The organism is Microbacterium proteolyticum, from assembly GCF_030818075.1.
Lineage (GTDB): Bacteria > Actinomycetota > Actinomycetes > Actinomycetales > Microbacteriaceae > Microbacterium > Microbacterium proteolyticum_A.
Window position 1 is genome coordinate 1,918,092 of sequence record NZ_JAUSZZ010000001.1, and the last position, 24,587, is coordinate 1,942,678.

The following is a 24,587-nucleotide window of genomic DNA, read 5'->3' on the forward strand; positions in this document are numbered from 1 at the left end:
CATAGGAGTCCTCATGTCCGCTTTCGCATCCTTCTTCCGCCCCGTCGGCACGACGCCCGGCCTGCCGCCGCTGACGACCGCCCGCGCCGGCGCGCTCTTTCTCGACGACCGTGGCGCGGCGACGGCCGAGTACGCGATCGCGACGATGGCGGCCGCCGCCTTCGCCGGGCTGCTGGTCGTCATCATGCGCAGCGACGAGGTGCGCGGCATCCTCACCGACCTCGTTCGTCGCGCGCTGACCGTGCAATGATCCGGCGGGTACTCGACGACCGGGGCGCGGTCACCGCGGAGTTCGCAGTCGCGGTTCCGGCCGTCCTCGTCGTCCTGACTCTCGGCGTCGGGGTCCTGGGCTCGGCGGCCGCGACCGTGCGGCTGCAGCATGCCGCGACCGAAGCCGCGCGCCTCGTCGGTCGTGGCGACGACGCGGCGCTCGCCCCGCTGACGGGGAGCGGCGCGACGGCGTCGATGGATCGTCGGGACGGGCTCGTGTGCGTGTCGGCTTCCGCGGCGGTGCCCGGGCCGCTCCCTCTCCCGCCCGTGACCGCGAGCGCTTGCGCGCTCGACGGAGGCCGTTGATGGCGGGGACCGTCGCCACCGTCGGCGTCGTCGCCGCGCTGGCGGCTGTCACCGTCTCGCTCGCGGTCGTCGGCGGCGCGGTCGTCGAGGCCCGGCGCGTGGCCGGTGTGGCGGACGCGGCCGCCCTCGCCGCCGCGGACGCGGCGAGCGGTGCGGTGTCCGGTTCGCCCTGCGAACGCGCGGATCAGGTCGCTGAGGTGAGTGGACTGCGCGTGGACACGTGCGAGATGGAGGGGCTGATCGCGACCATCACCGTCGGCGGGGCGTACGGTGGAATTCCGCTCGATGCGCGCTCGCGGGCCGGACCTCCGGATGCGACCGCCCCGTGAGGCCTCCCTGAACCCGAACAGGGAGGCGTGTGTATGGTGTGCATCGAAGAAAGGACCCCAGTGGCAAACGGCAAGAAGCTCGTCATCGTCGAGTCTCCGACGAAGATGAAGTCGATCCAGGGATACCTCGGCGACGAGTACGAAGTGCTCAGCTCGGTCGGGCACATCCGCGATCTCGCATCCAAGAAGGAGATCCCGGCCGACAAGAAGGCGGCGTACGGAAAATACTCCATCGACGTCGAGAACGACTTCGACCCCTTCTATGTGGTGAACGACCGCAAGACCAAGACGGTCGCCGAGCTCAAGCGCGCGCTCAAGGGTGCCGATGAAGTCCTGCTGGCCACTGATGGCGACCGCGAGGGCGAGGCCATCGCCTGGCACCTGCGGGAGGTCCTCAAGCCCAAGGTTCCCGTGCGCCGCATGGTGTTCCACGAGATCACCAAGGACGCCATCCGCGATGCGGTGAACCACACGCGCGACCTGGACGAGTCGCTCGTCGACGCGCAGGAGACCCGCCGCGTGCTCGACCGCCTCTACGGCTGGGATGTCTCCCCGGTCCTGTGGCGCAAGGTCGGCTCGGGGCGCGAGGGCACCGCGCTCAGCGCCGGCCGCGTGCAGTCCGCCGCGACCCGGATGGTCGTCGAGCGCGAGCGCGAACGCATGGCGTTCGTCTCGGCCTCCTACTGGGACGTCGAGGCCCTCGCCTCGCGGGCCGGCTCGTCCTTCACCACCCGCCTGAACCGTCTCGACGGCGCCCCCATCGCCCGCGGCGGCGACTACGACGACAACGGTCAGCTGAAGAAGGCCGTCGTCGTGCTCGACGAAGCCCAGGCGCGCGAGCTCGCGGCGGCCATCACCGCGGCCGGGCGTGCCACCGTGGCCAAGGTCGAGGCCAAGCCGGGCACGCGCAGCCCCCGTGCACCTTTCACGACCTCCACGATGCAGCAGGAGGCCGGTCGCAAGCTCTCGATGAGCGCCAAGCACGCCATGGGCGTCGCGCAGCGGCTCTACGAGAAGGGTTTCATCACCTATATGCGTACCGACTCGGTCGCCCTCTCGGGTCAGGCCGTCTCGGCGGCACGCGCGCAGGCGGTGGCGCTGTACGGCGACAAGGCCGTGCCCGCCAACCCGCGTGTGTACAAGAGCAAGTCGAAGAACGCGCAGGAGGCCCACGAGGCCATCCGTCCCTCCGGCGACACCTTCCGCACGCCGGCGTCGTTGGCGTCCTCGCTCGACCGCGACGAGCAGAAGCTCTACGACCTGATCTGGAAGCGCACCGTCGCCAGTCAGATGGCGGATGCCAAGTACGAGACGACGACGGTCACCCTCACCGTGGACGCGGCGGAACGGGTCGCGGAGTTCACGGCATCCGGAACCGTCTACACGTTCAAGGGCTTCCTCGAGGCGTACGAAGAGGGCGCCGACGAGAAGCGCAACGACGACGACGCCGACCAGTCGCTGCCGGCCGTCTCGGTGGGCGACGAGCTCGCTGTCAGCGAGGTCGAGCCGAAGGGCCACAGCACCTCGCCGAAGCCCCGTTACACCGAGGCCAGCCTGGTGAAGGCCCTCGAAGAGAAGGGCATCGGCCGGCCCTCGACGTTCGCCAGCATCATCGGTGTGATCCTCGACCGCGGGTACGTCACCAAACGCGGTCAGGCCCTCGTGCCGAGCTGGCTCGCCTTCAGCGTGGTGCGACTGCTCGAGGAGCACTTCGCCGACCTCGTCGACTACGACTTCACGGCAGCGCTCGAAGACGACCTCGACGCGATCGCCCGTGGTGAGCAGCGCCGCACGGAGTGGTTGAAGTCGTTCTACTTCGGCTCCGAGAAGCAGGTGGGCCTGCGCCACATCGTCGACAACCTCGGCGAGATCGACGCACGCGAGCTGAACTCCACGCGCATCACCGACACCGCGACCCTGCGCTTCGGAAAATACGGGCCGTACCTCGAGGTGAACACCCCCGGGGCCGACGCCGAGGCGAAGCCGCGCATCGTGAACATCCCGGAAGATCTCGCGCCCGACGAGCTCACCCCCGAGAAGGCGCAGGAGCTCATCGACGCACCGGTGGCCGGCGACCGGGTGCTGGGAGAGAATCCCGACAACGGCAAGCTCGTCGTCGTGAAGGACGGCCGCTTCGGCCCCTACGTGCAAGAGGTGGATGCCGAAGAGCCCGACGAGGTCGATCAGGTCACCGGCGAGGTGGTGGAGCAGCCCAAGAAGCGGGGGGCCAAGGCCGCCGCGGCGCCCAAGCCGCGCACCGCGTCGCTGTTCCGCTCGATGTCGGTCGACACGATCGATCTCGGTACCGCCCTTCAGCTGCTGTCATTGCCTCGGATCGTCGGCGCCGACCCCGCGACCGGGGAAGAGATCACCGCGCAGAACGGACGGTTCGGTCCCTATCTCAAGAAGGGCACCGATTCGCGCTCGCTCGACAACGAGCAGCAGATCTTCGACATCACCCTGGATGAGGCGGTCGCGAAGTACGCCGAACCCAAGTACGGTGCACGCCGTGCCTCGAGTGCACTGAAGGAGTTCGACGCCGACCCGGTGAGCGGCAAGCCCCTCCGGCTCAAGGACGGACGCTTCGGCCCGTACGTGACCGACGGCGAGACCAACGCCACGGTCCCGCGCGGCGAGAACGCCCTGGAGATCACCTTCGAGCGTGCCGTCGAGCTGATCGCCGACAAGCGTGCGAAGGGCCCCGCGCCCAAGAAGGCGACCACGGCGCGCAAGACCACGGCGGCGAAGCCGGCGGCGGCGAAGACCACCGCGGCGAAGACGACCGCGGCGAAGACGACGGCGGCGAAGACGACGGCGAAGACCACCGCGACGAGGACGCCGGCAGCCCGGACCACCGCGACCAAGACGGCCGCGGCCAAGACCACTGCCACGACGGCTGCGGCGACGAAGACCGCCGCAGCGAAGACCGCCGCAGCGCCGGCTTCCGCGAGCACCTCGACCACGCGCAAGGCGCCGGCGAAGAAGTCGTGACCGATCACCTCGCCCGGCCGCTGCACCTCCCACGGGCGGCGGCGGCCGGGGGGCCGGGGCTGTTCATCACCTTCGAGGGCGGCGACGGGGCGGGGAAGACCACCCAGGCCACGCTGCTCGAGCAGTGGGTGACGGCGCGGGGCCGCGCGGTCGTCCGCACGCGCGAGCCCGGCGGTACCGAGGTCGGGGTGCGCATCCGCGACATCGTCCTGCATCACCGCGGCCACATCGACCCCCGCGCTGAGGCGCTGCTCTACGCAGCGGATCGCGCGCATCACATCGCGACGTACGTGCGCCCGGCTGTCGCGCGCGGCGACGTCGTCATCCAGGACCGGTATCTCGATTCGTCCGTCGCCTACCAGGGCGCGGGGCGTGTTCTGGATGCCGACGACGTGCGCGCGCTGTCGCTCTGGGCGACCGATGGGCTGCTTCCGGACCTGACGGTGCTGCTCGATCTCGATCCGGCCGCAGCGCGGCGCCGCCTGGACGCGGACGAAAAGCCGTTCGACCGCCTCGAGGCCGAGAAGGAGGAGTTCCACGCGCGCGTGCGTGCCGGCTTCCTCGCCCTCGCCGACGCTGAACCCGAGCGCTTCCTCGTTCTCGATGCGGAAGCGGCCCCCGACGACCTCGCCGCACGTGTGCGCGAAGCCGTCGCCCACCGCCTCGACTGACCCGCGCACGCGCAGCCGTCGCCCACCGCCTCGACTGACCCGCGCACGCGCGGCCCGGGCGATGCACAGTCGACCGCCAGCAGCGGTGTCCGACGCCCCGATTAGGCTGGGCCCATGTCCGTCGCCCTCGATCCGTCCCCGTCGGCCGCCGGCACGGCACCGTTCCCATGGGATGCCGTGTGGGGGCAGGACGAGGCCGTCGAGACGTTGCGCGCCGCGGCATCCGATCCCGCCGCCCTCGCACACGCGTGGCTGATCACAGGGCCTCCGGGGTCGGGGCGATCCACCCTCGCGTACGCCTTCGCGGCTGCCCTGATCGCCGACCCGGGAGATGAACGCGCCCAGCAGCAGGTGCTCGCGCGCACGCACCCCGATCTGACCGCTCTGCGGACCGAGCAGGTCGTCATCCGCATCGACGAGGCGCGTCGTCTCGTCGAGCGGGCGTCGTTCGCCCCCTCGCTCGGCCGTCACCGCGTGATCGTGGTCGAAGACGCCGATCGCATGGCCGAGCGCACCTCGAACGTGCTGCTGAAAGCCCTCGAAGAGCCACCCGAGAAGACGGTCTGGGTGCTGTGCGCGCCGAGCGACGCCGACCTGCTCCCCACCATCCGCTCGCGGGTGCGGGTGCTACGGCTGCGCGAGCCGACCGTCGCCGACGTGGCGGCGCTGATCGTGGAGCGCACCGGGGTCGCCGCGGAGGTCGCCGAGGAGTCGGCGCGCCATGCGCAGCGTCACATCGGCATGGCGCAGCGTCTCGCGACCGACGACGACGCGCGCGCCCGCCGGGCCGAGACCCTCGACGCCGTGCTCGCCGTACGGGGGATCGGCGACGCCGTCGACGTCGCCGGTCGCATCGTGCGTCTCGCGACGGACGACGCCAAGGCCCTCACCGCCACGCGTGACGAGGAGGAGCGCCGCGCGCTGTTGCGCATGCTCGGCGTCGCCGAAGGTGCCGCCGTCCCGCCGTCGGTGCGTGGCCAGGTCAACGCGCTCGAAGACGACCAGAAGCGCCGCGCCACGCGCAGCCTGCGCGACGGCATCGATCGCGTGCTCACCGACCTGCAATCGCTGTTCCGCGACGTGGTGATGATCCAGTACGGTCGCGAGTCCGACCTGGTCAACGGCGAGCGGATCGATGCCCTCCGTGCTCTGGCGGCCGAGTGGACGCCTGCGCGCACGCTCGGCGTGCTCGATCGCATCTCGGTGACGCGCCGCAACCTCGAGCAGAACGCCGCCCCGCTGCTGGCACTCGAGAGTCTCATGATCACCGTCGCGAACGGTTCCGCGCCGTGAGCCTTCGTCGTCGCGTGACCGCGGCGGTTGCCGGGCTGACGGGCCTCGCCCTGGCACTATCGGGCTGCCTCTACGCGCAGATCCCGCCGATGGCGCCCGATACGGCGCGCTCGCTCGCGCCGCAGACCGACAGCGTCGACGCCGACCTCCTGCCGTATTACGGCCAGACGCTCACGTGGACCGACTGCGGCAGCGCCGGCTTCGACTGCACCACGGTCACCGCTCCGCGCGACTACGCCGACCCGTCGGCCGGTGACCTGCAGTTGGCGGTCATCCGCCATCGCGCCACGTCGGGCGAGCCCCTCGGTTCGCTTCTGACCAACCCCGGCGGGCCCGGAGTGAGCGGGGTGGACACGGTGCGCGACTCGCTCTCGCTCGTCGCCGACGAGAACCTCACCGCTGCGTACGACGTCATCGGCTTCGATCCGCGCGGGGTCGGTCAGTCCTCCGCTGTCACCTGCTACGACGCCGCCGGGATGGACGCCTTCCTGTACGACATCCCTCCGGGCGCGCGGGGGAGCGAGGAACGCAATGCCGAGCTCGAGAAGCGTCAGACCGATTTCGCGCAGGCGTGCGAGAGGGGGAGCGACGGCCTCCTGCCCCACATCTCCACCGAGAACGCCGCGCGCGACATGGACCTCCTGCGCGCCGTGCTCGGAGACGCCACGCTGAACTATCTGGGCTTCTCGTACGGTTCGCTCCTGGGCGCCACGTACGCCGGTCTCTTCCCCGAGCGGGTCGGGCGCATGGTGCTCGACGGGGGCATCGACCCGAGCCTCGACGGCAGCGCGAGCGGGATCGCGCAGGCGGTCGGGTTCGAGAACGCCCTGCGCGCCTTCATGGCCGACTGTCTGACGCGATCCGACTGCCCCTTCGCCGACTCCGTCGACGACGCGATGAGCGACCTCACGTCGCTGCTCGAACGGGTCGATGCGCGGCCCATCGCCGGTGGCGACGGTCGGCGTCTCGGCGCGGACACCCTCGTCACGGCGGTGCTCGCGGCGCTCTACAGCGACCAGAGCTGGCCGTACCTGCGCGTCGCCCTCACCGGCGCGCAGAACGGCGACGCGACCGTCGCGTTCCAGCTGGCGGACTTCTACAACGGCCGTGAGAACGGGCAGTATCCCAGCAACACGCTCGAGGCGCTCCGGGCCTACAACTGCGTGGACTTCCCCGACGAGGGCGACAGCGACGACGCGGCCCTGCAGAAGGAACTGGAGCAGAAGGCGCCGGTGATCGCACCGTACTGGCTCGGTCCGGACCCCTGCGCCGCATGGCCCGCGCCGCCCACCGGCACCCGCGCCCCGATCACCGCGCCCGGCTCGCCGCCGATCCTCGTGCTGGGCACGACCGGCGACCCCGCCACGCCCTACACGGAGGCGCAGGCTCTCGCCTCCCAGCTCTCGCAGGGCGTCCTGGTCACCTACGTCGGCGAGGGGCACCTGGCGTACAACAAGGGCAACGCGTGCGTGAACGGGGCGGTCGACGACTATCTCGTGAACGGCGTCGTCCCCGACGCGGGGCTGCGCTGCGACTAGCGCTCCCGCCTAGGCTTGTGTTGTCACACCCCGAGGAGACCCCTATGACCGCGCCCATCGCCGACCTGGCGAGCTACATCGACCACACGCTGCTGAAGCCCGAGGCCACCCGTGCCGACGTCGAGCGACTCATCGCCGAGGGGGCGGAGCTCGGCACCTACAGCGTCTGCATCTCGCCGTCGTTCCTACCGGTCGAGCTGCCCGAGGGTCTCAAGCTGGCCGTCGTCTGCGGCTTCCCCAGCGGCAAGCACCACGCGGAGGTCAAGGCGGCGGAGGCGGCGCTGTCGGTCGCCCAGGGCGCCGATGAGATCGACATGGTCATCGACGTGGGCGCCGCCGTCGAGGGCCGCTACGACGCGGTCGAGGCCGAGATCCGCGCGGTGCGCCTGGCGGCTCCGGCGCCGACCGTGCTGAAAGTCATCATCGAGTCCGCCGCCTTGTCGGACGACGCGATCATCGCGGTCTGCGAGGCCGCCGTCGCCGCGGGAGCGGACTTCGTCAAGACATCGACGGGTTTCCACCCCGCCGGCGGGGCGAGCGTCCACGCGGTCGAACTCATGAAGCGCACGGTCGGCGATCGTGCCGAGGTCAAGGCATCCGGAGGGGTGCGCACCCGCGCTGCCGCCGAGGAGATGATCGCCGCGGGAGCGACGCGTCTGGGCCTGTCGTCCAGCCGCGACATCCTCGCCGACCGATCCGCCACCGGCGACTACTGACCCCCGTGCCCCGCGTGTGCGCGGGAGCCTGGGAAGCATGTAAGATCGATGATCGTGCACGCGACAGCGCGCACATGCCGCCTTAGCTCAGACGGCAGAGCGATTCACTCGTAATGAATAGGTCAAGGGTTCGATTCCCTTAGGCGGCTCCGAAGGCCCCCACCCGCTTCCACCGGGTGGGGGTCTTTCTCATCCCTGCACCGACGTCTCCGCCCGCCCCGGGTCTTGATCAGATCGGACGGGCCCGGATGCCGTGTCCTCTCGCGGACGGGGAGGGAAGCCCCATGCGACCCGCCCGATAGGCTGGAGCCCCGCGCCACCCGAAGCCGCGGTGCCCGTCCGCTACCCGCTGGAGTCTGCCGTGTCGAACGCCGTCGACGCTCTGATCGAGATCTTCACGTGGGTCGGCCTGGGTGCGGGGCTGCTGTTGGCGGTCGCCGCGGTGATCCTGCTGCTCGCCGATGGAACGTGGCTGCCCGCGCGCGCGGTCGTCGAGCGCGTCGCAGACGGGCGTGTGGTGCGGTGGTTCGATGACGAGGGCGGGGTCAACGAAGCACCCCTTTCGGCGCATGACGACGCCAAGATCGGCTCGGCCGACATGGCCGACATCTTCTACCGGCGGGGGAGTGCGAACCGCATGCGCCTGACGCGATCATCCCCCGTGGTGCGTTTCGTCTCGCTGCTCGCGGCGGGGGTCCTGACGCTGGGGCTCGTGGCGTTCATCGTCTCGATCGTGCTGTTGTTCGCCCGCGGCTGAGGCGCTCGCCGCCACCGCCCCCCGGGCGCCGCGACGTCGGCGCTGCGCGCACCGCCCGCGCACCTCGCCCGCGGGACCGGCGACGCGCGTAGGCTCGGGTCATGACTCGCGCCCTCTTCATCGTCGACGTGCAGAACGACTTCACCGAGCGTGGAGCACTGGGAGTCGTCGGCGGCGACGCGGTCGCCGAGCGCATCTCGCGCTATCTGGAGGTCCATGCGGACGAGTACACCGTCGTCGTCGCCTCGCGCGACTGGCACCACGGCGATGACGACAACGGCGGCCACTTCTCCGCCACCCCCGATTTCGTCGACAGTTGGCCGGTGCACTGCGTGGGCGGCACGTTCGGCGCCGAGTACGACGAGGTGTTCGACACGACGCGCGTCACCCACCACCTGAAGAAGGGGCAGGGCAAGCCCGCGTACTCGCTGTTCGAGGGCGTTTCCGACGAGGGCGAGACGGCCGCAACGATCCTCGACGCGCGCGGCATCCGCGACATCGACATCGCGGGCATCGCCACCGATTACTGCGTGCGGGCATCAGCGCTCGACGCCCTGGCCTCGGGGCGTGGCGTGCGGGTGCTCACCGACCTGATCGCGGGCGTGCATCCCGTCTCCAGCGCTGCCGCCTTGACTGAGATCGAGGCCGCGGGCGCCCAGCTCACGGCATCCGGGGACTGAACCCGCTCGACTCGGTAGGGCGTCGTCCGTCCGCGGGACGGTGATCGTGCCCGTCGTCTCCGCGCCGCGCGCTGGTGACGCGAAGAACACGGCGTGCTCGCCGAGAAGGCGCCTCGCCCTCGTCCGCCCAGACCTGACCGTCCCCGCCGGTGGGGATCGACTCACGGATGCTGGCGGCGACTTGTCCGGACCGTCCCGTCGGCGGGAGCAGCCCACCGGCGACGGCGCTCAGGCGTTCGCGGCGGATGTCGGAGGAGCGCACGCTCGTCGAACGCGATCGATGGAGCAGACGTCGGCCCGTGGTGGCCGTCAGGAGGACACGGTGACGAGCGTTCGCTGCCACCCGCTGGAGCCGTCGGGGGCGATCGGGGCCTGATCCTGGATCTGCAGGTTGCCCTGCTTGTCAGTCGCGCGGACGGCGATGTAGTGCGATCCGGGCTCGGCGTTCCAGTCCAGCCTCCACTGCACCCACGACTGGTCGTTGATGGGGGTCGACAGCTGCGTCTCCTGCCAGTCGCCGTCGTCGATGCTGACCTCGACCTTCTGCACGCCCACGGGCTGCGCCCACGCCATTCCGGCGATGACGACGGTGCCGGCGGTAACCGGTGTGCCGAGCTTCGGGGTGTCCACGCGCGACGACATTTTGATCGGGGCCTCGGCGGAGTACCCGCGCGGCGTCCAGTACGCCTCGTCCTGATCGAACCGGGTGACCGTCAGCTTGGTCACCCACTTCGTGGCCGACACGTAGCCGTACAGACCCGGCACGACCATGCGCACGGGGAAACCGTGCTCGAAGGGCAGGGGCTCCCCGTTCATGGCGACGGCGAAGATGGCATCCAGGTTGTCGTCGGTGAGCGACGACAGGGGAGTGGATGCCGTGTACCCGTCGACGCTCTCGGAGAGCACCATGTCGGCGTCGGCCTGCACTCCGGCCATGCGCAGCACGTCGCGGATGGGGACGCCCGTCCAGATGGCGTTGCCGACCAAGCCGCCGCCGACCTCGTTGGACACGCAGGTGAGGGTCACGCCGTACTCGTCGAGGCCCATGCCGACGAGGTCGTCGAAGCTGAGCTCGATCGGGGTGTCGACCATGCCCTCGATCGACAGACGCCAGGTGGTCGGATCGACGTTGGGGACGGTGAGCGCGGTGTCGACGCGGTAGAAGTCGCCGTTGGGGGTGATGATCGGGGTCAGCCCGTCGATGTCGAGGTCCGCTCCGGCCGGCACGGTGACCGTCGTCCGGGCCGCGGGCAGACGCAGCGCATCACGTGCCGCGGCGACCGAGGCCGTCGTGGCGTTCAGCACGCGGGCTCCGACCCCGACGACGACGGCGCCGACGGCCGTGAGACCGGTCAGGAGCAGGAACTGACGGCGGTTCGCGCCCGCCTTGTGCGCGTCGCGCGCGCTCGCCGCACGGATCCAGCGCCGCAGGCGCGAGATGCTCAGCAGCAGGACCACGATGCCCACGACGGTGCCGAGAACCGGGGGGAGCCAGGCCAGCGCGCCGGCGCCGGCACGCGTGAGGATGGCGGCCGTGGCGAGGATCCCGCCGATGCCGATCAGCACCGCGCCGACGAAGCGGAACCGGTACTCCAGGATGCCGGCGACCGCCGAAGCGACCGCCGCCCCCAGCCCGACACCGACGAGGAGGGCGATCTTGTCGGACTCCCCGAAGAGGGTGATGGCGAGTTCTTTCAACGGCCGGGGGACGATGTCGACGATGAAGGAGCCGACCGCGAGCACGGGGCTCGCGGAGCGGGCGACGAGGGCGGCGAACATCTCGGCGACGGCGAGGAGCACGGCGGCGGCGACGATGCCCGCGAATGCCGCCCACGGCCAGGCGTGCGGTCGACGCACGGTGGGGGCCTCGGTGGTCCGGGCCGCGGTGTCGGTAGTCATGGCATCCCTCGTTTCCGCGGTCCGCGCACGCGCGATCCGCCTCACCAGGTCTTCGGAACGGCAGCGGGATCGGATGCCGCCCCGGCGGGCCGCGGCCGGCGCTCACTCCGGCAGGAAGGTCACCGGAAGACCGGCGATCGGGAGCCCCGAGGCCTCGATCGCGGTCACGATGGCGCGGTGTTCGTCCGCGGGGGCCACGACCTGGACCTTGTCGACGCCGTCGATCGGAGTGCCGCTCCCGCCGACGAAGAACCCGGTCACCCCGTGCTCGGACGACAGCCGGCGCAGAAGCGTTCCGTATGCGGCGCCCTCGTCCGCGCGGACCTCCACCCCCAGCGTCGCCCCGCCCACGTCGGTGAGGACGCCGGATGCCAGCCCGGCCGCCTCCCGGACGGCGTCGACCTGCGCGACGAGCGGGATGAGTTCGTCGAGCTGTGCGTCGATCGACGAGAGGGCGAAGCGGCCGTCGTCCCCCGTGACGGCCTGCACGGTCGCTCCGGGCACGACACGGTCGAGCGCGCCGACGAGGGACGGTGCCTCGAAACCGAAGGTGGGGCATACGTCCACAGGATCGGAGAACAGCGAGACGAGGCCGTCGGAGGCGGTCTCCAGCTGGAACTCCCACTGAACGGCCTCGGGGTGACCGGAGGTGCAGGCCACCTCGACCACGGCGGGGAGTGCTGCGGCATCCGCCGTCACCGAGATCCACGACGACGGGTCGGAGAACGTGGGCGCCTCCACCCATCGTTCCTTCTCGAGGGCCTCGACACCGGCGACGGCTGCGATGTCCGCACCGAGCGCGTCGAAAGCGGCGGTCGGACGGTCGAAGTGCGTCTCGTCGATCATCCACCCGAGAAGGACGAGGCCGCCCCCGCACGCGAGGATCGCCGCCCCGATCACGGCGGCGATCCCGATGCGCGTCCTGTTCGACTGCGGCATCCCTCGCCCCCCGTCGTGCGGATTCCCACCGTAGAGTCGGGACGTTAACGCGAGGCGAACGAGGGGAGAATCAGCGGTTCTGCCGCTGCTTCAGCACCTTCGCCGCGACCTTCCGGCGGATCTTCTGCACCTTCGGGTCCTTCCAGACCCGGTAGGCGACCGTACCGGCCGCGACGGCGCGGCCGAGGGCCGTGCGTGCGAGCACCGCCCCCGCGAGGCCCACTGCTCCGGTTCCGATCCAGCGTCCGACACCCATGCTGATTCCTTTCGTCGGGTCGTGAGATTCCAGCCAACGCGACGCGGACGGAGCCGGGGTGGCCGTTGCGTGATGCAGCCTGTTGTGCTGTGTCGCGTTGCGGCCCACGGCCGTCCCCGGCCGAGGACGAGGGCGCGTCAGGCGATGCGCTCGCCCACGGGGGCGGCGAATGCGTCGAGCGCCGTGATCACGTCATCCGTCAGCGATGTCGTACTCGCCGCGACGGCGTCGTCGATCTGGCTCGGACGCGAGGCGCCGATGATCGCGGTCGTGACGACGGAGTCGCGCAGCACCCAGGCCACCGCGAGCTGGGGGATCGACAGACCGGCCTCGCGGGCGACGCCGTCGATGCCGCGAATGCGCGCGAGATAGTCGTCGGTGAGTGCGGACTCGTTCAGGAAGCGGCTGTCGGCGGCGCGCGAGTCGGCCGGCACGGTGCCGTCGAGGTACTTCCCGGTCAACAGCCCCTGCGCGAGCGGTGAGAAGACGGCGCTCCCGACGGCGAGTTCGCGAAGCGCCGGGAACAGCTCCGCCTCGGGGGTGCGATCGAAGAGCGAGTACCGCGGCTGGTGGACGAACAGCCGCACGCCCTCGGCCGCGAGCAGATCGTGCGCGCGGCGGGTGAGGTCGGCGGGGTAGTTCGAGATGCCGACGTAGAGCGCCTTTCCGCTGCGGACGATGTCGGCCAGGGCGTGGACCGTCTCCTCCAGCGGCGTTTCGGGGTCGACGCGGTGGGAGTAGAACACGTCGACGTAGTCGGTGCGCATGCGGGTGAGGCTCTGCTCGAGCGAACGGACCAGGTACTTGCGTGACCCGCCGTCACCGTACGGGCCCGGCCACATGTCGTAGCCGGCCTTGGTCGAGACGAACAGTTCCTCGCGGTACCGGCGCAGATCGGTGTCGAGCACCGTGCCGAACGTGGTCTCCGCCGACCCGTACGGCGGGCCGTAGTTGTTGGCGAGGTCGATGTGCACCACGCCCCGATCGAATGCGTGGCGCAGGATCTCGCGCTGGGTGTCGAGCGGGCGGGCGGTCCCAAAGTTCTGCCACAACCCGAGCGAGATGCGGGGGAGCGGGATGCCGCTCGCCCCCGCGCGCTGGAAGAGCACGTCGTCGTAGCGGGTGGGGGAGGCCTCGAACGGAGAGGTCAGGCGGGGGTCATCGGCGGCGATGGGCATGCCTCCGACTCTGCCATGCCGGACGTGGTGCGTTGCGGTGCGTGCGCGTGGCGCGCGGTGGCGCGCGCGCGTGCGTGTGGCGCGTGTGGCCGGTGTGACGCGAGGCGCGGTGGCGCCTGGCGCGGAACGCCCGGATCGGAGGCCGCTGCGTCCGGCCCGGGCGTTCCGCGACGGTCAGGACGCCGCGCCCGCCAGTTCCTCGCGCAGCAGGCGGGCTCCCGCCGAGAGCGCGCTGATCTTGTCGAGGGCGACCGGGCGCGGCAGGGGCGCCATTCCGCAGTTGGAGCTCGGGATCAGCTTGTCGGCATCGACGAACCGGAGCGCACGGCGCAGGGTCTCGGCGACCTCCTCCGGCGTCTCGATGCGTTCGCTGGCGACATCGAGGGCGCCGAGCATGACCTTCTTGCCGCGAAGGAGTTCGACGAGGTCGATCGGCACGTTCGACCGGTGGCTCTCGAGCGAGATGATGTCGATGCTCGACTGCTGCAGCAGCGGGAACGACTCCTCGTACTGACGCCACTCCGACCCCAGCGTGGCTTTCCAGTCGGTGTTCGCCTTGATCCCGTAGCCGTAGCAGATGTGCACGACCGTCTGCGCGCGCAGGCCCTCGACGGCACGTTCCAGGGCGGCGATGCCCCACTCCTTCATCTCGTCGAAGAAGACGTTGAACGCGGGCTCGTCGAACTGGATGATGTCGACGCCGGCGGCCTCCAATTCGCGCGCTTCCTGGTTGAGGATCGTGGCGAACTCCCACGCCAACTTCTCGCGGCTGTTGTAGTGCCGGTCGGCCAGGGTGTCGATCATCGTCATGGGCCCCGGCAGAGCCCATTTGATCGGCCGGTCGGTCTGCGTGCGCAGGAACGCCGCGTCGTCGACGAACACCGGTGCGCGTCGGCTCACCTCGCCGACGACCGTGGGGACGCTCGCGTCGTAGCGGTCACGGATGCGGACGGTCTCGCGGTGCTCGAAGTCCACGCCGTCGAGGTGCTCGATGAACGTCGTCACGAAGTGCTGACGGGTCTGCTCGCCGTCGCTGATGATGTCGAGGCCGCGCAGCTCCTGCTCCTGCACGACCGCGCGCAGCGCGTCGCGCTTGCCCTCGACGAGCACGTCGCCCTCGAGCTCCCACGGCGACCACAGCACCTCGGGCTTGGCGAGCCAGGAGGGCTTGGGGAGGCTGCCGACGGTGGAGGTGGGCAGGAGCGTTGTCACGGCGGTGGATCCTTCGCGGGTCATCGGGTGGCGAGCGAGTAGTGGGCGGCCCACTCGTCGAGGATTCGGCGGTGCGGCTTCACGAAGTGCTCCTCGGCGTAGCGGCCCTGGGTGACGGCGAGCTGGCTGCGCTCGACCCGGTCGTACGTGACCTCGGTCGGCTCGAAGTCCGCCGCCTCGAGACTGGGCTGGTAGACCTCGCCGGCGGGTGTGCGGGCGTTGTAGATCTCGGGCCGGTAGATCTTCTGGAACGTCTCCATGGTCGCGACCGTGCCGATGAGCTGGAGGTCGGAGTAGTCAGCCAGCAGGTCGCCGCGGAAGTAGAACGCCAGCGGCGCCACGCTTCCGCGCGGCATGAAGTAGCGCACCTGCAGACCCATCTTCCCGAAGTACTCGTCGGTGAGAGAGGAAGTGGCATCCTGTGCGTACTCCACGCCCAGGGCGGGGTGCACGACGCCGGTGCGCCGGTAGGTGCGGCTGGTGGAGACGCTGATGCAGATGACGGGCGGGAGCGGGAAGCGTTCGCGGTAGGCGTCGGAGGCGAGGAAGTGCTGGAAGATCTTGCCGTGCAGGTCGCCGAAGTCATCCGGCACGGTGAAACCGCCGGCGGCCGCCTGGGCGGCGGGGAGCACCACGCTGAAGTCGTAATCGCGCAGGTACGACGAGAAGTTGTTGCCGACGATTCCCTGGTGACGTTCTCCGGTGAGCGTGTCGACGATGTGCACATCGAGCACCTCGATCACGGGAAGCTCCTCGTCGGCACCATCGGAGAAATGCAGCTGCACCGAGATGATGTCCAGCTCGACGCGGTACCGGTCGCCGCGCGGGTTCTCGGCCGACGCGAGATCGTTGAGTCGGCGATCGATCATCGTCAGGGCGTTGCGCAGGTTCTGCTGCCGATCGGCGCCGCGCGCGAGGTTGGCGAAGTTCGTCGTGACGCGGGAGGTCTCGGCGGGTGCATAGTCTTCGTCGAAGCGAGTGGTCGTGATGCTGAACGTGATGTCGTTCGCCATGGGATGCCAATCCGGGTGCGGGGAGGCCGCGCACGGGCCTCGCGAAAGTCGGTGCATCCATCGTGCAGCGGGCGCGCGGTCATCGGGTAATTCCGCGCCGCTATGTCCTGCTATAGCCTCGCCCTATGTCAAGGCGGTCGAGCGGCATCACGCTGCAACAGCTTCAGTACTTCATCGAGGTGGCGGCCGAGGGATCGATCAGCGCCGCTGCCGACCTGCTGTTCGTCGCGCAACCCACCATGTCGGCGGCGATGCGCGAGCTGGAGACCCGCGTGGGTCGAGACCTGCTCACGCGCTCCGCGCGGGGCGTGACGCTCACGAGCGACGGCGTGGAGTTCCTCGGCTACGCCCGTCAGGTGGTCGAGCAGGCGGAGCTGCTCGAGCAGCGCTACCTCGGGAGACCTCCGTCGAGGCGACTGCTCGGGATCTCGGCACAGCACTATTCCTTCGTCGTCGACGCATTCGTGCGCATGGTGCGAGCGACGGATGCCGCCGAGTACGAGTTCTCCCTCCGAGAGACGCGGACCTTCGACATCATCGAAGACGTCCGCACGCTCCGCAGCGAGATCGGAATCCTGTTCCGCAATGATTTCAATCGCAATGTCATCGACAAGCTGCTGCGGGACTCCGGACTGGCGTTTCACCCGCTCTTCGTGGCCGAACCGCACATCTTCGTCTCGCGCCGGAACCCCCTGGCATCCCGCCCTCGCGCGACTCTGGACGACCTCGCCGATCTTCCCCGGTTGACGTTCGACCAGGGGGCGAACAACTCGTTCTACTTCGCCGAGGAGATCCTCTCCACCCTGTCGAGCAGGCAGGAGATCCGCGTCTCAGATCGCGCCACGATCTTCAACCTCATGATCGGTCTGGACGGGTACACGATCTCGACGGGCATCATCAGCGACGATCTCGACCCCGAGATCGTCGCGGTGCCCCTGGATGTCGACGAGCGCATCGAGATCGGCTGGATCGGCCGCAGCGCCATCCCCCTGACCGAGCAGGCGCAGCGCTACCTCGTCGAGGTGCGCGACGTGGTCGCCGGCTTCGGGGTGGCGCTGCTGGGCTGAGGACGCGGTGTGCGAGCGGGTGAACGGGTCGAGCGAGCCGGCTCTCGCATCCTCAGCGGCCGTGGCCAGACACTCCTCCGATCGCGACGCATAAACGACCGCCGGCGCTCCTCGCGCCGGCGGTCGTCTGTTCTGCCGGGTCAGGACTCGCGCGTACGGCGCGGGATGATGCGCATGACGGCGGTGCCGGCGGCGATGAGGGCGAAGGCCGCCAGGCCGAGCCAGACCGAGTTGAAACCGGTCATGGCGAGCGCACCAGCGCCGACGCCCGCTCCGGTGGACGATGCGATGTTGTTGTACATGGTGTTCTCCGTTTCACCAGTCGCGCCGACGTCGTGTCAGCGCATCCAGGTATGCCTTGGTGTGGACGACTTGCAGGAAGAGATCGATGATCAGCTCGTACATCAGACCGGCGACGAGCATGTAGCGCCAGCCGCGGTAGCGCACCGTGACGATGCGCTCGATGACGAAGATCGCCGTGACACCGAGCCAGAAGGGCTGGATCGAGAAGCTGTCGAAGAACAGCGCGTACACGATCGTGCCGAGGTAGATGTAGGTGATGAGGCACCCGAGCATCGTGAGGATCTGCCGGCCCCAGTAGGGCCACGTGATGCGGGTGAGTCCGTACTGCACGCAGTTCTCCACCGCGCCCCGCTTCCACCGCAGTCGCTGCTTCCACAGATCCTTCCAGGTGGGCATGATCTCGGTGACGAGCGTGCAGCCGGCGGGGCTCAGGACGTCGTAGCCGAGGTGACGGATGGCGAAGGTCAGCTCGTTGTCCTCGGTGAGCACCGAGGTGTCATAGACGCCGCCGCGGCCGTCACCGGCGGGGAGTTGGCCGGCCAGACGGGCCTTGCCGATCTGCCGGAGCATGCCGGCCTTCATGACCGCCGCGGTCCCGGTGACGACGAGGCACTTGCCGTTCAGGCGCTGCACGTCGCGGGCGTAGCGCGCATACTCGTTCCGCTGCAGGTGACCGACGAAGCCGCCGCCCTCGCTCCCGCGGAAGACGCCTCCCACGGCGCCGATCTTCCCGCGCAGATTCTTTCGGGCGATCTCCAGGAAGTCCGGGTCCAGGGCGGAGTCGGCATCCTGCACGAGCACCAGGTCGTCCTCGCGCAGATGCAGCAGAGCCTCGGCCAGGAACTGGTTGAGGGCGCCGGCCTTCTTGTGGGTGTTGCCGGTCGTGATGAAGACCTCGGCGCCGTGCGCGCGGGCGATCTCGACCGTGCGGTCGGTGCAGTTGTCAGCGATCACGACGATGTGGTCCGGCGGTGAGGTCTGGTTCTTGAGGCCCTCGATCGCGGCGGCGATGCCCGCCTCTTCGTTGTGGGCGGGAAGCGCGGCCACCAGTCCGCCGGTGCGCCGGGCGGCGCGGCGGCGGCGGCCGGGAACGGCGACCGGGGACTCCTCGGCCGCGGGGAGCGCGGCGGTGAGGAAAGCTGCGCCCGAGCGCTCGGCCGGATCCGTCGGCGACCCGTCGTGTCCGGTGACGGGCGTGGACGCCCGACGACGCGTGCTCCGCGAGCGCCGCGTCGGAGCGACCTCGGGCAGCGCCTCCCACGATGAACGACGAGGCGAGGCCGGGGCATGCGTACGGGAGCGCAGAGAGGTGGCCATCACCGGGGTCCTTTCCGTCGATGGCGCACCGAAGAACGCACCGAAGAGGGGTGTCGACGTGCGACGGCTGCGTTGCCGCTGACACGAGCGTCGCGAGCCTGGGCGGCTTCGACGCCATCGAATCTATGCGGCGGAATGCGAGGTGAAGGAAACTCGCGCTGAGGGTGACCTCAAGGTTGAAAAAAGAAAGAATGGGCGATCTTTGGAAGACGTTGCGCGTTTTATCAGCTTCTGCTCAGATTCGCATAAGGTCGATTTAATCGACCGCGATGCGCGACTGTTGCATTGCTGCCCGACATTCTCGAGACAGGACACGCCGTGTTGCCTCATTCCTCCGTCCTTTCGCGCCCGTTCGCGGCTGTGCTCGCCCTCGTGGTTCTGGTCGGGCTCGCTGCTGCACCGACCGGTGCCGTCGCCGCGGAGACCGCCGAAGCAGCCACTCCGGCCGCCGTCCTCGCCTCCGCTCCCGCGGACGCCGCAGGGTGGACCACTCTCTTCCGTGACGAATTCGACGGGTCGGCCGGTTCGCCGGTCGGTTCGCAGTGGGAACCAGAGGTGGGCACGTGGGGGACGGGCGCCGTCGACCGCACCACGGCCTCCACCGCCAACGTCTTCCTCGACGGCACCGGTGCCCTCGCCATTCGTGCACTTCGCGATTCGGCGGGGGAGTGGACCTCGGGCCGGATCATCACGGCCGACAAGTCGTTCGCCGCTCCGACGGGTGGGCGCCTGCTCATGACGGCATCCGTTCGTCTGCCCTCCGTCGTGGATCCGATCGGGTACTGGTCGGCGTTCTGGGCCCTGGGTCGCGATGCGAACGGTCAGATCGACTGGCCGCGCACCGGTGAGCTCGACATGCTCGAGGCGGTCAACGGGACCCCGCAGGTGATCCAGACGCTGCATTGCGACCTGCCGGACGGGGGTGCGTGTGATGAGCCGTACGGCATCACCAGCGGGCTGCAGGACTGTGCCGAATGCCTCACGGGTTTCCACGACTATTCCGTTCTGATCGATCGCTCCATTTCCGGAGCGGAGCGGCTCGAATTCTTCATCGACGGCGTGGTCACCCACACCATCGAAGAGGCCGTGGTCGGCGAGAGCGCGTGGGATGCCGCCATTCCGAACGCCTATTTCCTGGTGCTGAATCTCGCGATCGGGGGCGGCCTGCCCAACGGCGTCTGCGGGTGCGACAGCGCTGCCGCGCCGAAGACCTCCGGCGGCACGATGTCGGTCGATCACGTCGCGGTGTACCGCTCGAACCCGCCCGTCGCCCCCACACCGACTCCGACGCCCGCGCCCGCGGCCCCGACCATCAGCGGCGACCCGACGGTCGGCTCCACCCTCGTCGCGGCGTCCGGCCGTGACGTTCCGGTGACGTACCAGTGGTCGTCCGACGGTGCCGCGATCAGCGGCGCGACGAGCAGCTCGTTGACGCTGCCCGCGTCGACCGTCGGCACGCGCATCACCGTGACGGTGGCGGCACCGGACGGATCGAGCGCCGCGACATCGCTGCCGACGGCGCCCGTCGCCGCGGGCACGCTCGGGGCTGTGACTCCGACGGTCACCGGCACGGCCAAGGTGGGGTCGACCTTGACGGCATCTCCCGGGACGTGGACGCCGAGTCCGGTCACCCTGACCTACCGCTGGAAGGCCGACGGTGTCGACATCTCCGGCGCGACGGGCAAGACGCTGAAGCTCGCCAAGGCCCAGATCGGCAAGCGCATCACCGTCACGGTCACCGGCGCCAAGGCGGGGTACACCACCGCGCAGCGCACCTCGGCGTCCACGGCGGCGGTCGTGCGCTGAGATGCAGCAGAGGGGGCGGTCGCGTCCGCGCCGAGCACGCGCGGGCGCGACGGCCTCGGCGTGCGGAGAGAGGTCGGGTGGACGCCGAAGTCAGCCGCGATCTGTCTAACGGTCGCACCGGGCCCCACGACCGCGCACGACGTCGTCGGAGAACTCGCTCAAGGGCACCCTCTCGAGCGACTTGACTCAGATGCCGCCTACCGGTGCGGTAGGCCCCTCCGCAGACGGCCAAGATCGCGATTGCGATTCCTCGTCGCCCCGGCCGTGATCAGACGGCACCCGGTCGAGTCGCAGCACGATGCGGCGATCTCGGCGTAGACCAAGCGGATCGCCCGGCGCCGGGGCGTCGAGAAAAACCTCGCGCTGGATCTCACGGACTTCGGCAGCGCGCGCGGCGGCCGGATGAAACGCCTCATCGAAGGTGCTGATCGTCCCCGACAGCGCCGATCGCGGACCTGAGCCGTCTCGTCTGCGCCGTCGCCGGTCCGCGATTCCCACGGACACCATCAGGGTGATCGCGGCGGTGACCAACAGGACGGTGATGATCTCGTTGGTGGTCATATCGCCAGGACCCTTCCGCCGCCGGCTCCGACCCACAGTCTCCCAGGTTCTCCTCGGAGGGCAAGCGAGCGAGCAACCAGGCCGGACGTGACAACCCCGTGCCGAGCAGATTGCGATGGCCTCGCGGGCGCAGCAGGAGGAGAACCCCCTCGATCTGGCCGCGGACGTCGCCCCGGGAAGGCTGCACCGCGCGCGAATGGCCTGGGAGGCGGCGACTCTCGCGAACATCGCTCTCAGCGATATTGCGGGTAACGCTGACGTGGTGGGGCTTGTTCAAAGGTACTCGAATAATTCGACAGGGGTGGTGAAGCTGCGCCAACTGGCAAATCTGAAGCCGTGCCGGGTTGTGATGGACAGCCGCCCCGTACCTCGCCGAGCTCGACGGCTGACCGACGCAGAGAAGATGGCGTTTGTTGAGGGCTACAAGCAGGGAGAGCTGGTCGCAGATCTGGCCCGTCAGCTTGGAGTGCATCGCACGACGCTCGACATGCTGGTTGCTCGTTTGGAGCTGAGCCGGGTAGATCCAAATGAGGTGCCGGCGAAGGTACGTGATGACCTGGTTGAGAAGTACCGGGCGGGGGAGTCCCTAGCTGCGATCGGCGATCGGCTCGGGTTCAGCGCCAACAAGGTGCAGCGGCTGCTCGTGTCGATGGGTGAACCGATCCGCCCACGGGGCCCAAGGAAGCCAACGGTTACGAGCGAGCAGATCCAGCAGATGGTCTCGCGGTATGAGCAGGGCGAGGCGATCTCAGCCATCGCAGACTCCGCTGGAGTGAGCTATGCGCAGACGAGGTCGTGCCTGATGGAGGCAGGCGTTCAGATGCGGCCGCGCGGGGGAGTGCGGTGAGCTAGGCGGCCTTCTTCTTCTCGGCTTTGTCTCGCGCGATGGCAAGAAGTACACGGGATAACTTGTCGAAGTCGACATCCGGTCTAACGAGTGCTTCGGTGCGGATGACAAATGACTTGTTGGTGCGCCTCCTGCCAGGAGTCTTTTTCGGTGGCGGTGGTGCCGACTCAAGCTGCGCAATGACCTTGCTGAACTGGGCATACGCCTTGCCGGCACGGTGGGGGAGGCTTGGCCACTTCGCCGTGACCGCCTGGCGATACGTGACAGCCTGATCTTCCGTGAGGTCCATGCTGGGTTGGTACAAGCCCGGTGTCCTGCCCGCCATCGTCCTCTTGCGGTGCGATAGTGATCCGGCCTGCGATGTAGTGCTCTTTTTGCTCGAACTCGTTCACCCACGCTTCAAGTTGCTCCCGAGAACAGCGGGGCGGCGAAGCGTCAATGTCGTGCATGCAGAAAGTCTCACATTCACGCACCGAGCAAATCGACCCCGCCGATGGTGTCCATTCCTGCGAGCGCACGCCGCCGCGCTGCCGTCGCGCGGCTAGGTCTTCGCAGCCTCGGCGATGCTAGATGGTGTCGAAGCGGATGTCGTCCTCGTCGTAATCGGTCGCTATACCCGGTAGCCAAACGTGGGGGTCGACGTCCGCGGTTTGAGCGATGAGCGGGACAGTGGAAACGGAGATGACGATGGATGTCGTGGTCGTCACGAAGAAGCTGAGTCGGTGGCCGCCGTCGGCGGTGACGTTGAGGAAGCCGCCTGCGGCGCGGGCGGCTCGGAGGGTTTGCTCCCGCAGGTCATCGAGGCTCTCGAGCGGGCCGAGCGCGAAGCTCGTGCCGTCGACTGTGACGGTGACCCGCTCGATGCTGTTGCCCATGCGCGGACGGTATGTCGGCCTGCCATCAGATTCGCCCGGGGTTGCGTTGAGGGAGTCCGCATGGCACACTTCGCGCGTCAGTGGCGGGGCACGTATAGGGGCACAAGGCGAGGGCGCGCACCAGGGGTGTCGGGCAGCGCCTCGCCGGGAAACCTTGCTCCCAGGTCCCGCCGCTCGCCGCTCGCCCCCACCTGACGGCGGTGCCCGGGAGCGTGCCCACAAGGGCGGTCAAGCGTGTGACTCGCACTCGCGAGCGTGGTCGCCACGGTGAGCGATCCAGAGGGCGCTCTTGACGTCGTCAGGAGCGTCGAGCGAGGCGAGCGAAGCGGATCCCCCATCCAACCGCAGCCCACTGCCTCTCAGCGCTGAGGGTCGCAAATCCGATGACTCGGCGGGCACACCCCCGCAACGAAGTCGTCCTCCAGCTGCCTCCAGCTGACCCGCGCGACTTCTTCTTCTTGCTTCGAGAGTATCTCGGGGATGGACTCATGCATCCCGCGCGTTGACCACGGGCGGCCGGCTGGGTGTCTTTGCTGCGGTTCGGCTACGGCGTCGCCGGTGTTTGCTCGAATGTGATCAGGCCAGCCTCGCGGGCGATGGCGTCGGCTCGAGATGCTTCTGCCTCTGCTGCTGCCGCCAGCCTGGCGTGCGCGGTGAGGTGATCCTTTTGGATCTTCGCGGTGATGGCTGCGAGGTGGTCGGCGAGGAATGTTGCCAAGCCGGATTTCAGTTCTTCGAGATTGGTGTTCGCGATTTCGAGGCGCCGGTCCGACACGCGGAGCGTGACCGAAGGATAGCCAGCGTCAGAGAGGGCCTGTTGGGTCGTTGGGGAGTGCAGTGCGGTCACTTCTTCTGCCTGTGGGCGGCGGTTGAAGACGGCGTCGACCTGGTAGGTGTTGGGCGCGGTCAGTGTCCCGAGTCTGGGCGGCAGCGATCCAGGGAGAACGGACGTGAGGCCGAGGGGGTTCGGGTATGCCGAGGGGGTGGGCGTTGTGTGCGGCTTTGATGCTGTGGAGGACGTGTCGGTGGTCATGGGTCTCGGGGACCCCTCTCTGGGGTTGCGTGTCCGCGGGGGCGCAGAGGCCGCCTAGGAGGCGCGTCGGCGGTTGCGGGTTCGGATGAGTCCGAAGATGAGGGTGCCGATGAAGAGCACGATGCCGATGATGGCGAGCCATAGCAGGCCCTCGAACGTGAATCCCACGATCGTCAGCACCGCCCAAGCGACGAGGAGGATGACGAGTGTGAGCCACATGTTTGTGACTCTACGCCTAATATTCGAGTTGGGTGTCAATTCTTTTGCCCAAAAAAGAGGGCGGGCTGGAATTGAGATTTTGGGAAGAGTTGCTCCACGCAATTTCGGGGCGAGCGAGCACGCATCGACAGTTGCCCGATTTGCGAAATCTGCCGTCGCATAGTGTCGCGGTCATCGGCACGCAATATCTCGTGAACGACGTCGAGCGTCAGGACGTCGGTGATCGTCTCTACGTGTTGCGCTCCGGCAAGCTGCGCGAGGGCAGGGCAAGGTCGGTGGCCGTCTTCTCGAACGGTCGAAACCTGGGTCGTTTGTCCCCCGAGGCAGCTCAGCCGCTGGCGGCGGCGCTTGCGAAGCTGGGCGGTGCCGCCGTGGTGAACGGAACGGGTGTGCGCACAAGCGGGATCCGCCTGTGGGTCGACGTCCCTGACACGGACGCGCTGAACGCCTTCGCAGCATATTGGCAGCTTCGAGAATAGTTCGCGAAATTCCGGCGAATATCAAAAAGTAA

At 69.0% G+C, this 24,587-nt stretch carries 27 protein-coding genes and 1 tRNA gene; 15 read left to right on the forward strand and 13 right to left on the reverse strand.

Annotated features, from left to right (window positions below):
• The first annotated feature begins 13 nt into the window (after positions 1-13).
• The 11 genes from QE392_RS08865 (at position 14) to QE392_RS08915 (ending at position 9,551) form a co-directional block, all read left to right on the forward strand.
• The gene (locus tag QE392_RS08865; RefSeq protein ID WP_307450785.1) at positions 14-250 is read left to right on the forward strand and encodes a DUF4244 domain-containing protein; all 237 of its coding nucleotides are present in this window, start codon (positions 14-16) and stop codon (positions 248-250) included.
• On the forward strand, positions 247-576 hold the full coding sequence (locus tag QE392_RS08870; RefSeq protein WP_307450786.1) for a TadE family type IV pilus minor pilin: 330 nt from the start codon (positions 247-249) through the stop codon (positions 574-576). The genes QE392_RS08865 and QE392_RS08870 overlap by 4 nt, the downstream gene beginning before the upstream one ends.
• A complete protein-coding gene (locus tag QE392_RS08875) occupies positions 576-905 on the forward strand; it encodes an Rv3654c family TadE-like protein (RefSeq protein ID WP_307450788.1) in 330 nt (109 codons plus the stop codon). Before QE392_RS08870 ends, QE392_RS08875 begins: the two co-directional genes overlap by 1 nt.
• A gap of 60 nt (positions 906-965) precedes the next feature.
• A complete protein-coding gene (gene topA / locus QE392_RS08880; protein ID WP_307450790.1) occupies positions 966-3,896 on the forward strand; it encodes a type I DNA topoisomerase in 2,931 nt (976 codons plus the stop codon).
• Positions 3,893-4,567 carry a dTMP kinase gene (gene tmk / locus QE392_RS08885; RefSeq protein WP_307450793.1) on the forward strand — a complete coding sequence of 225 codons (675 nt, stop codon included), beginning with the start codon at positions 3,893-3,895 and terminating at the stop codon, positions 4,565-4,567. Before topA ends, tmk begins: the two co-directional genes overlap by 4 nt.
• A gap of 114 nt (positions 4,568-4,681) precedes the next feature.
• Entirely contained in the window at positions 4,682-5,860 is a 1,179-nt protein-coding gene (locus tag QE392_RS08890; RefSeq protein WP_307450795.1) for a DNA polymerase III subunit delta', read from the forward strand.
• A gap of 14 nt (positions 5,861-5,874) precedes the next feature.
• A complete protein-coding gene (locus QE392_RS08895; RefSeq protein WP_307450798.1) occupies positions 5,875-7,398 on the forward strand; it encodes an alpha/beta hydrolase in 1,524 nt (507 codons plus the stop codon).
• 44 nt (positions 7,399-7,442) lie between these two features.
• Positions 7,443-8,114, forward strand: coding sequence for a deoxyribose-phosphate aldolase (deoC, locus tag QE392_RS08900; RefSeq protein WP_307450799.1), 672 nt, complete (start codon positions 7,443-7,445; stop codon positions 8,112-8,114).
• Positions 8,115-8,190: 76 nt separating this feature from the next.
• Positions 8,191-8,263: transfer RNA gene (locus QE392_RS08905), tRNA-Thr, on the forward strand.
• 212 nt (positions 8,264-8,475) lie between these two features.
• On the forward strand, positions 8,476-8,871 hold the full coding sequence (locus tag QE392_RS08910) for a hypothetical protein (protein WP_307450801.1): 396 nt from the start codon (positions 8,476-8,478) through the stop codon (positions 8,869-8,871).
• 101 nt (positions 8,872-8,972) lie between these two features.
• Positions 8,973-9,551 carry an isochorismatase family protein gene (locus QE392_RS08915; RefSeq protein ID WP_307450803.1) on the forward strand — a complete coding sequence of 193 codons (579 nt, stop codon included), beginning with the start codon at positions 8,973-8,975 and terminating at the stop codon, positions 9,549-9,551.
• 309 nt (positions 9,552-9,860) lie between these two features.
• On the opposite strand, the gene QE392_RS08920 is transcribed toward QE392_RS08915, so the two are convergent.
• The 6 genes from QE392_RS08920 to QE392_RS08945 all read right to left on the reverse strand — a co-directional run bounded on the left by QE392_RS08920 (position 9,861) and on the right by QE392_RS08945 (position 16,048).
• On the reverse strand, positions 9,861-11,450 hold the full coding sequence (locus QE392_RS08920; RefSeq protein ID WP_307450805.1) for a molybdopterin-dependent oxidoreductase: 1,590 nt from the start codon (positions 11,448-11,450) through the stop codon (positions 9,861-9,863).
• A 102-nt stretch (positions 11,451-11,552) separates the two neighbouring features.
• Complete coding sequence (locus QE392_RS08925; protein ID WP_307450807.1) at positions 11,553-12,389, reverse strand: hypothetical protein; 837 nt, start codon at positions 12,387-12,389, stop codon at positions 11,553-11,555.
• Between the two features lie 70 nt (positions 12,390-12,459).
• Positions 12,460-12,645 (reverse strand): hypothetical protein, encoded by a 186-nt coding sequence (locus QE392_RS08930; RefSeq protein ID WP_307450809.1) that lies wholly within the window; start codon positions 12,643-12,645, stop codon positions 12,460-12,462.
• 137 nt (positions 12,646-12,782) lie between these two features.
• Positions 12,783-13,823 (reverse strand): aldo/keto reductase, encoded by a 1,041-nt coding sequence (locus tag QE392_RS08935; RefSeq protein WP_307450811.1) that lies wholly within the window; start codon positions 13,821-13,823, stop codon positions 12,783-12,785.
• A gap of 174 nt (positions 13,824-13,997) precedes the next feature.
• Complete coding sequence (locus QE392_RS08940; RefSeq protein ID WP_307450813.1) at positions 13,998-15,035, reverse strand: methionine synthase; 1,038 nt, start codon at positions 15,033-15,035, stop codon at positions 13,998-14,000.
• A gap of 20 nt (positions 15,036-15,055) precedes the next feature.
• Complete coding sequence (locus tag QE392_RS08945; RefSeq protein ID WP_307450815.1) at positions 15,056-16,048, reverse strand: putative oxygenase MesX; 993 nt, start codon at positions 16,046-16,048, stop codon at positions 15,056-15,058.
• A 125-nt stretch (positions 16,049-16,173) separates the two neighbouring features.
• Here QE392_RS08945 and QE392_RS08950 point away from each other — a divergent pair, with 125 nt between their 5' ends.
• Positions 16,174-17,115, forward strand: a complete 942-nt coding sequence (locus QE392_RS08950) for a LysR family transcriptional regulator (RefSeq protein WP_307450817.1) — start codon at positions 16,174-16,176, stop codon at positions 17,113-17,115.
• Between the two features lie 140 nt (positions 17,116-17,255).
• On the opposite strand, the gene QE392_RS08955 is transcribed toward QE392_RS08950, so the two are convergent.
• Entirely contained in the window at positions 17,256-17,417 is a 162-nt protein-coding gene (locus QE392_RS08955; RefSeq protein WP_307450818.1) for a hypothetical protein, read from the reverse strand.
• Between the two features lie 13 nt (positions 17,418-17,430).
• Entirely contained in the window at positions 17,431-18,735 is a 1,305-nt protein-coding gene (locus tag QE392_RS08960; RefSeq protein ID WP_307450819.1) for a glycosyltransferase family 2 protein, read from the reverse strand.
• A gap of 321 nt (positions 18,736-19,056) precedes the next feature.
• On the opposite strand from QE392_RS08960, the gene QE392_RS08965 reads away from it, so the two are divergent.
• Entirely contained in the window at positions 19,057-20,541 is a 1,485-nt protein-coding gene (locus QE392_RS08965; protein ID WP_307450821.1) for a family 16 glycosylhydrolase, read from the forward strand.
• Between the two features lie 186 nt (positions 20,542-20,727).
• Here QE392_RS08965 and QE392_RS08970 read toward each other — a convergent pair whose 3' ends face one another.
• Positions 20,728-21,102: a hypothetical protein gene (locus QE392_RS08970; RefSeq protein ID WP_307450823.1), complete on the reverse strand. Its 375-nt coding sequence runs from the start codon at positions 21,100-21,102 to the stop codon at positions 20,728-20,730.
• 115 nt (positions 21,103-21,217) lie between these two features.
• On the opposite strand from QE392_RS08970, the gene QE392_RS08975 reads away from it, so the two are divergent.
• Positions 21,218-21,949, forward strand: coding sequence for a helix-turn-helix domain-containing protein (locus tag QE392_RS08975; protein ID WP_307450826.1), 732 nt, complete (start codon positions 21,218-21,220; stop codon positions 21,947-21,949).
• Between the two features lies 1 nt (position 21,950).
• On the opposite strand, the gene QE392_RS08980 is transcribed toward QE392_RS08975, so the two are convergent.
• The 4 genes from QE392_RS08980 to QE392_RS08995 all read right to left on the reverse strand — a co-directional run bounded on the left by QE392_RS08980 (position 21,951) and on the right by QE392_RS08995 (position 24,076).
• Positions 21,951-22,238, reverse strand: a complete 288-nt coding sequence (locus QE392_RS08980) for a hypothetical protein (RefSeq protein WP_275801639.1) — start codon at positions 22,236-22,238, stop codon at positions 21,951-21,953.
• Positions 22,239-22,515: 277 nt separating this feature from the next.
• Complete coding sequence (locus tag QE392_RS08985) at positions 22,516-22,824, reverse strand: hypothetical protein (protein WP_307450828.1); 309 nt, start codon at positions 22,822-22,824, stop codon at positions 22,516-22,518.
• 544 nt (positions 22,825-23,368) lie between these two features.
• Positions 23,369-23,857 carry a hypothetical protein gene (locus QE392_RS08990; protein WP_307450830.1) on the reverse strand — a complete coding sequence of 163 codons (489 nt, stop codon included), beginning with the start codon at positions 23,855-23,857 and terminating at the stop codon, positions 23,369-23,371.
• A gap of 54 nt (positions 23,858-23,911) precedes the next feature.
• Positions 23,912-24,076 (reverse strand): hypothetical protein, encoded by a 165-nt coding sequence (locus tag QE392_RS08995; RefSeq protein WP_275801642.1) that lies wholly within the window; start codon positions 24,074-24,076, stop codon positions 23,912-23,914.
• A 32-nt stretch (positions 24,077-24,108) separates the two neighbouring features.
• Here QE392_RS08995 and QE392_RS09000 point away from each other — a divergent pair, with 32 nt between their 5' ends.
• Positions 24,109-24,555: a hypothetical protein gene (locus tag QE392_RS09000; protein ID WP_275801643.1), complete on the forward strand. Its 447-nt coding sequence runs from the start codon at positions 24,109-24,111 to the stop codon at positions 24,553-24,555.
• The last annotated feature ends 32 nt before the right edge of the window (positions 24,556-24,587 follow it).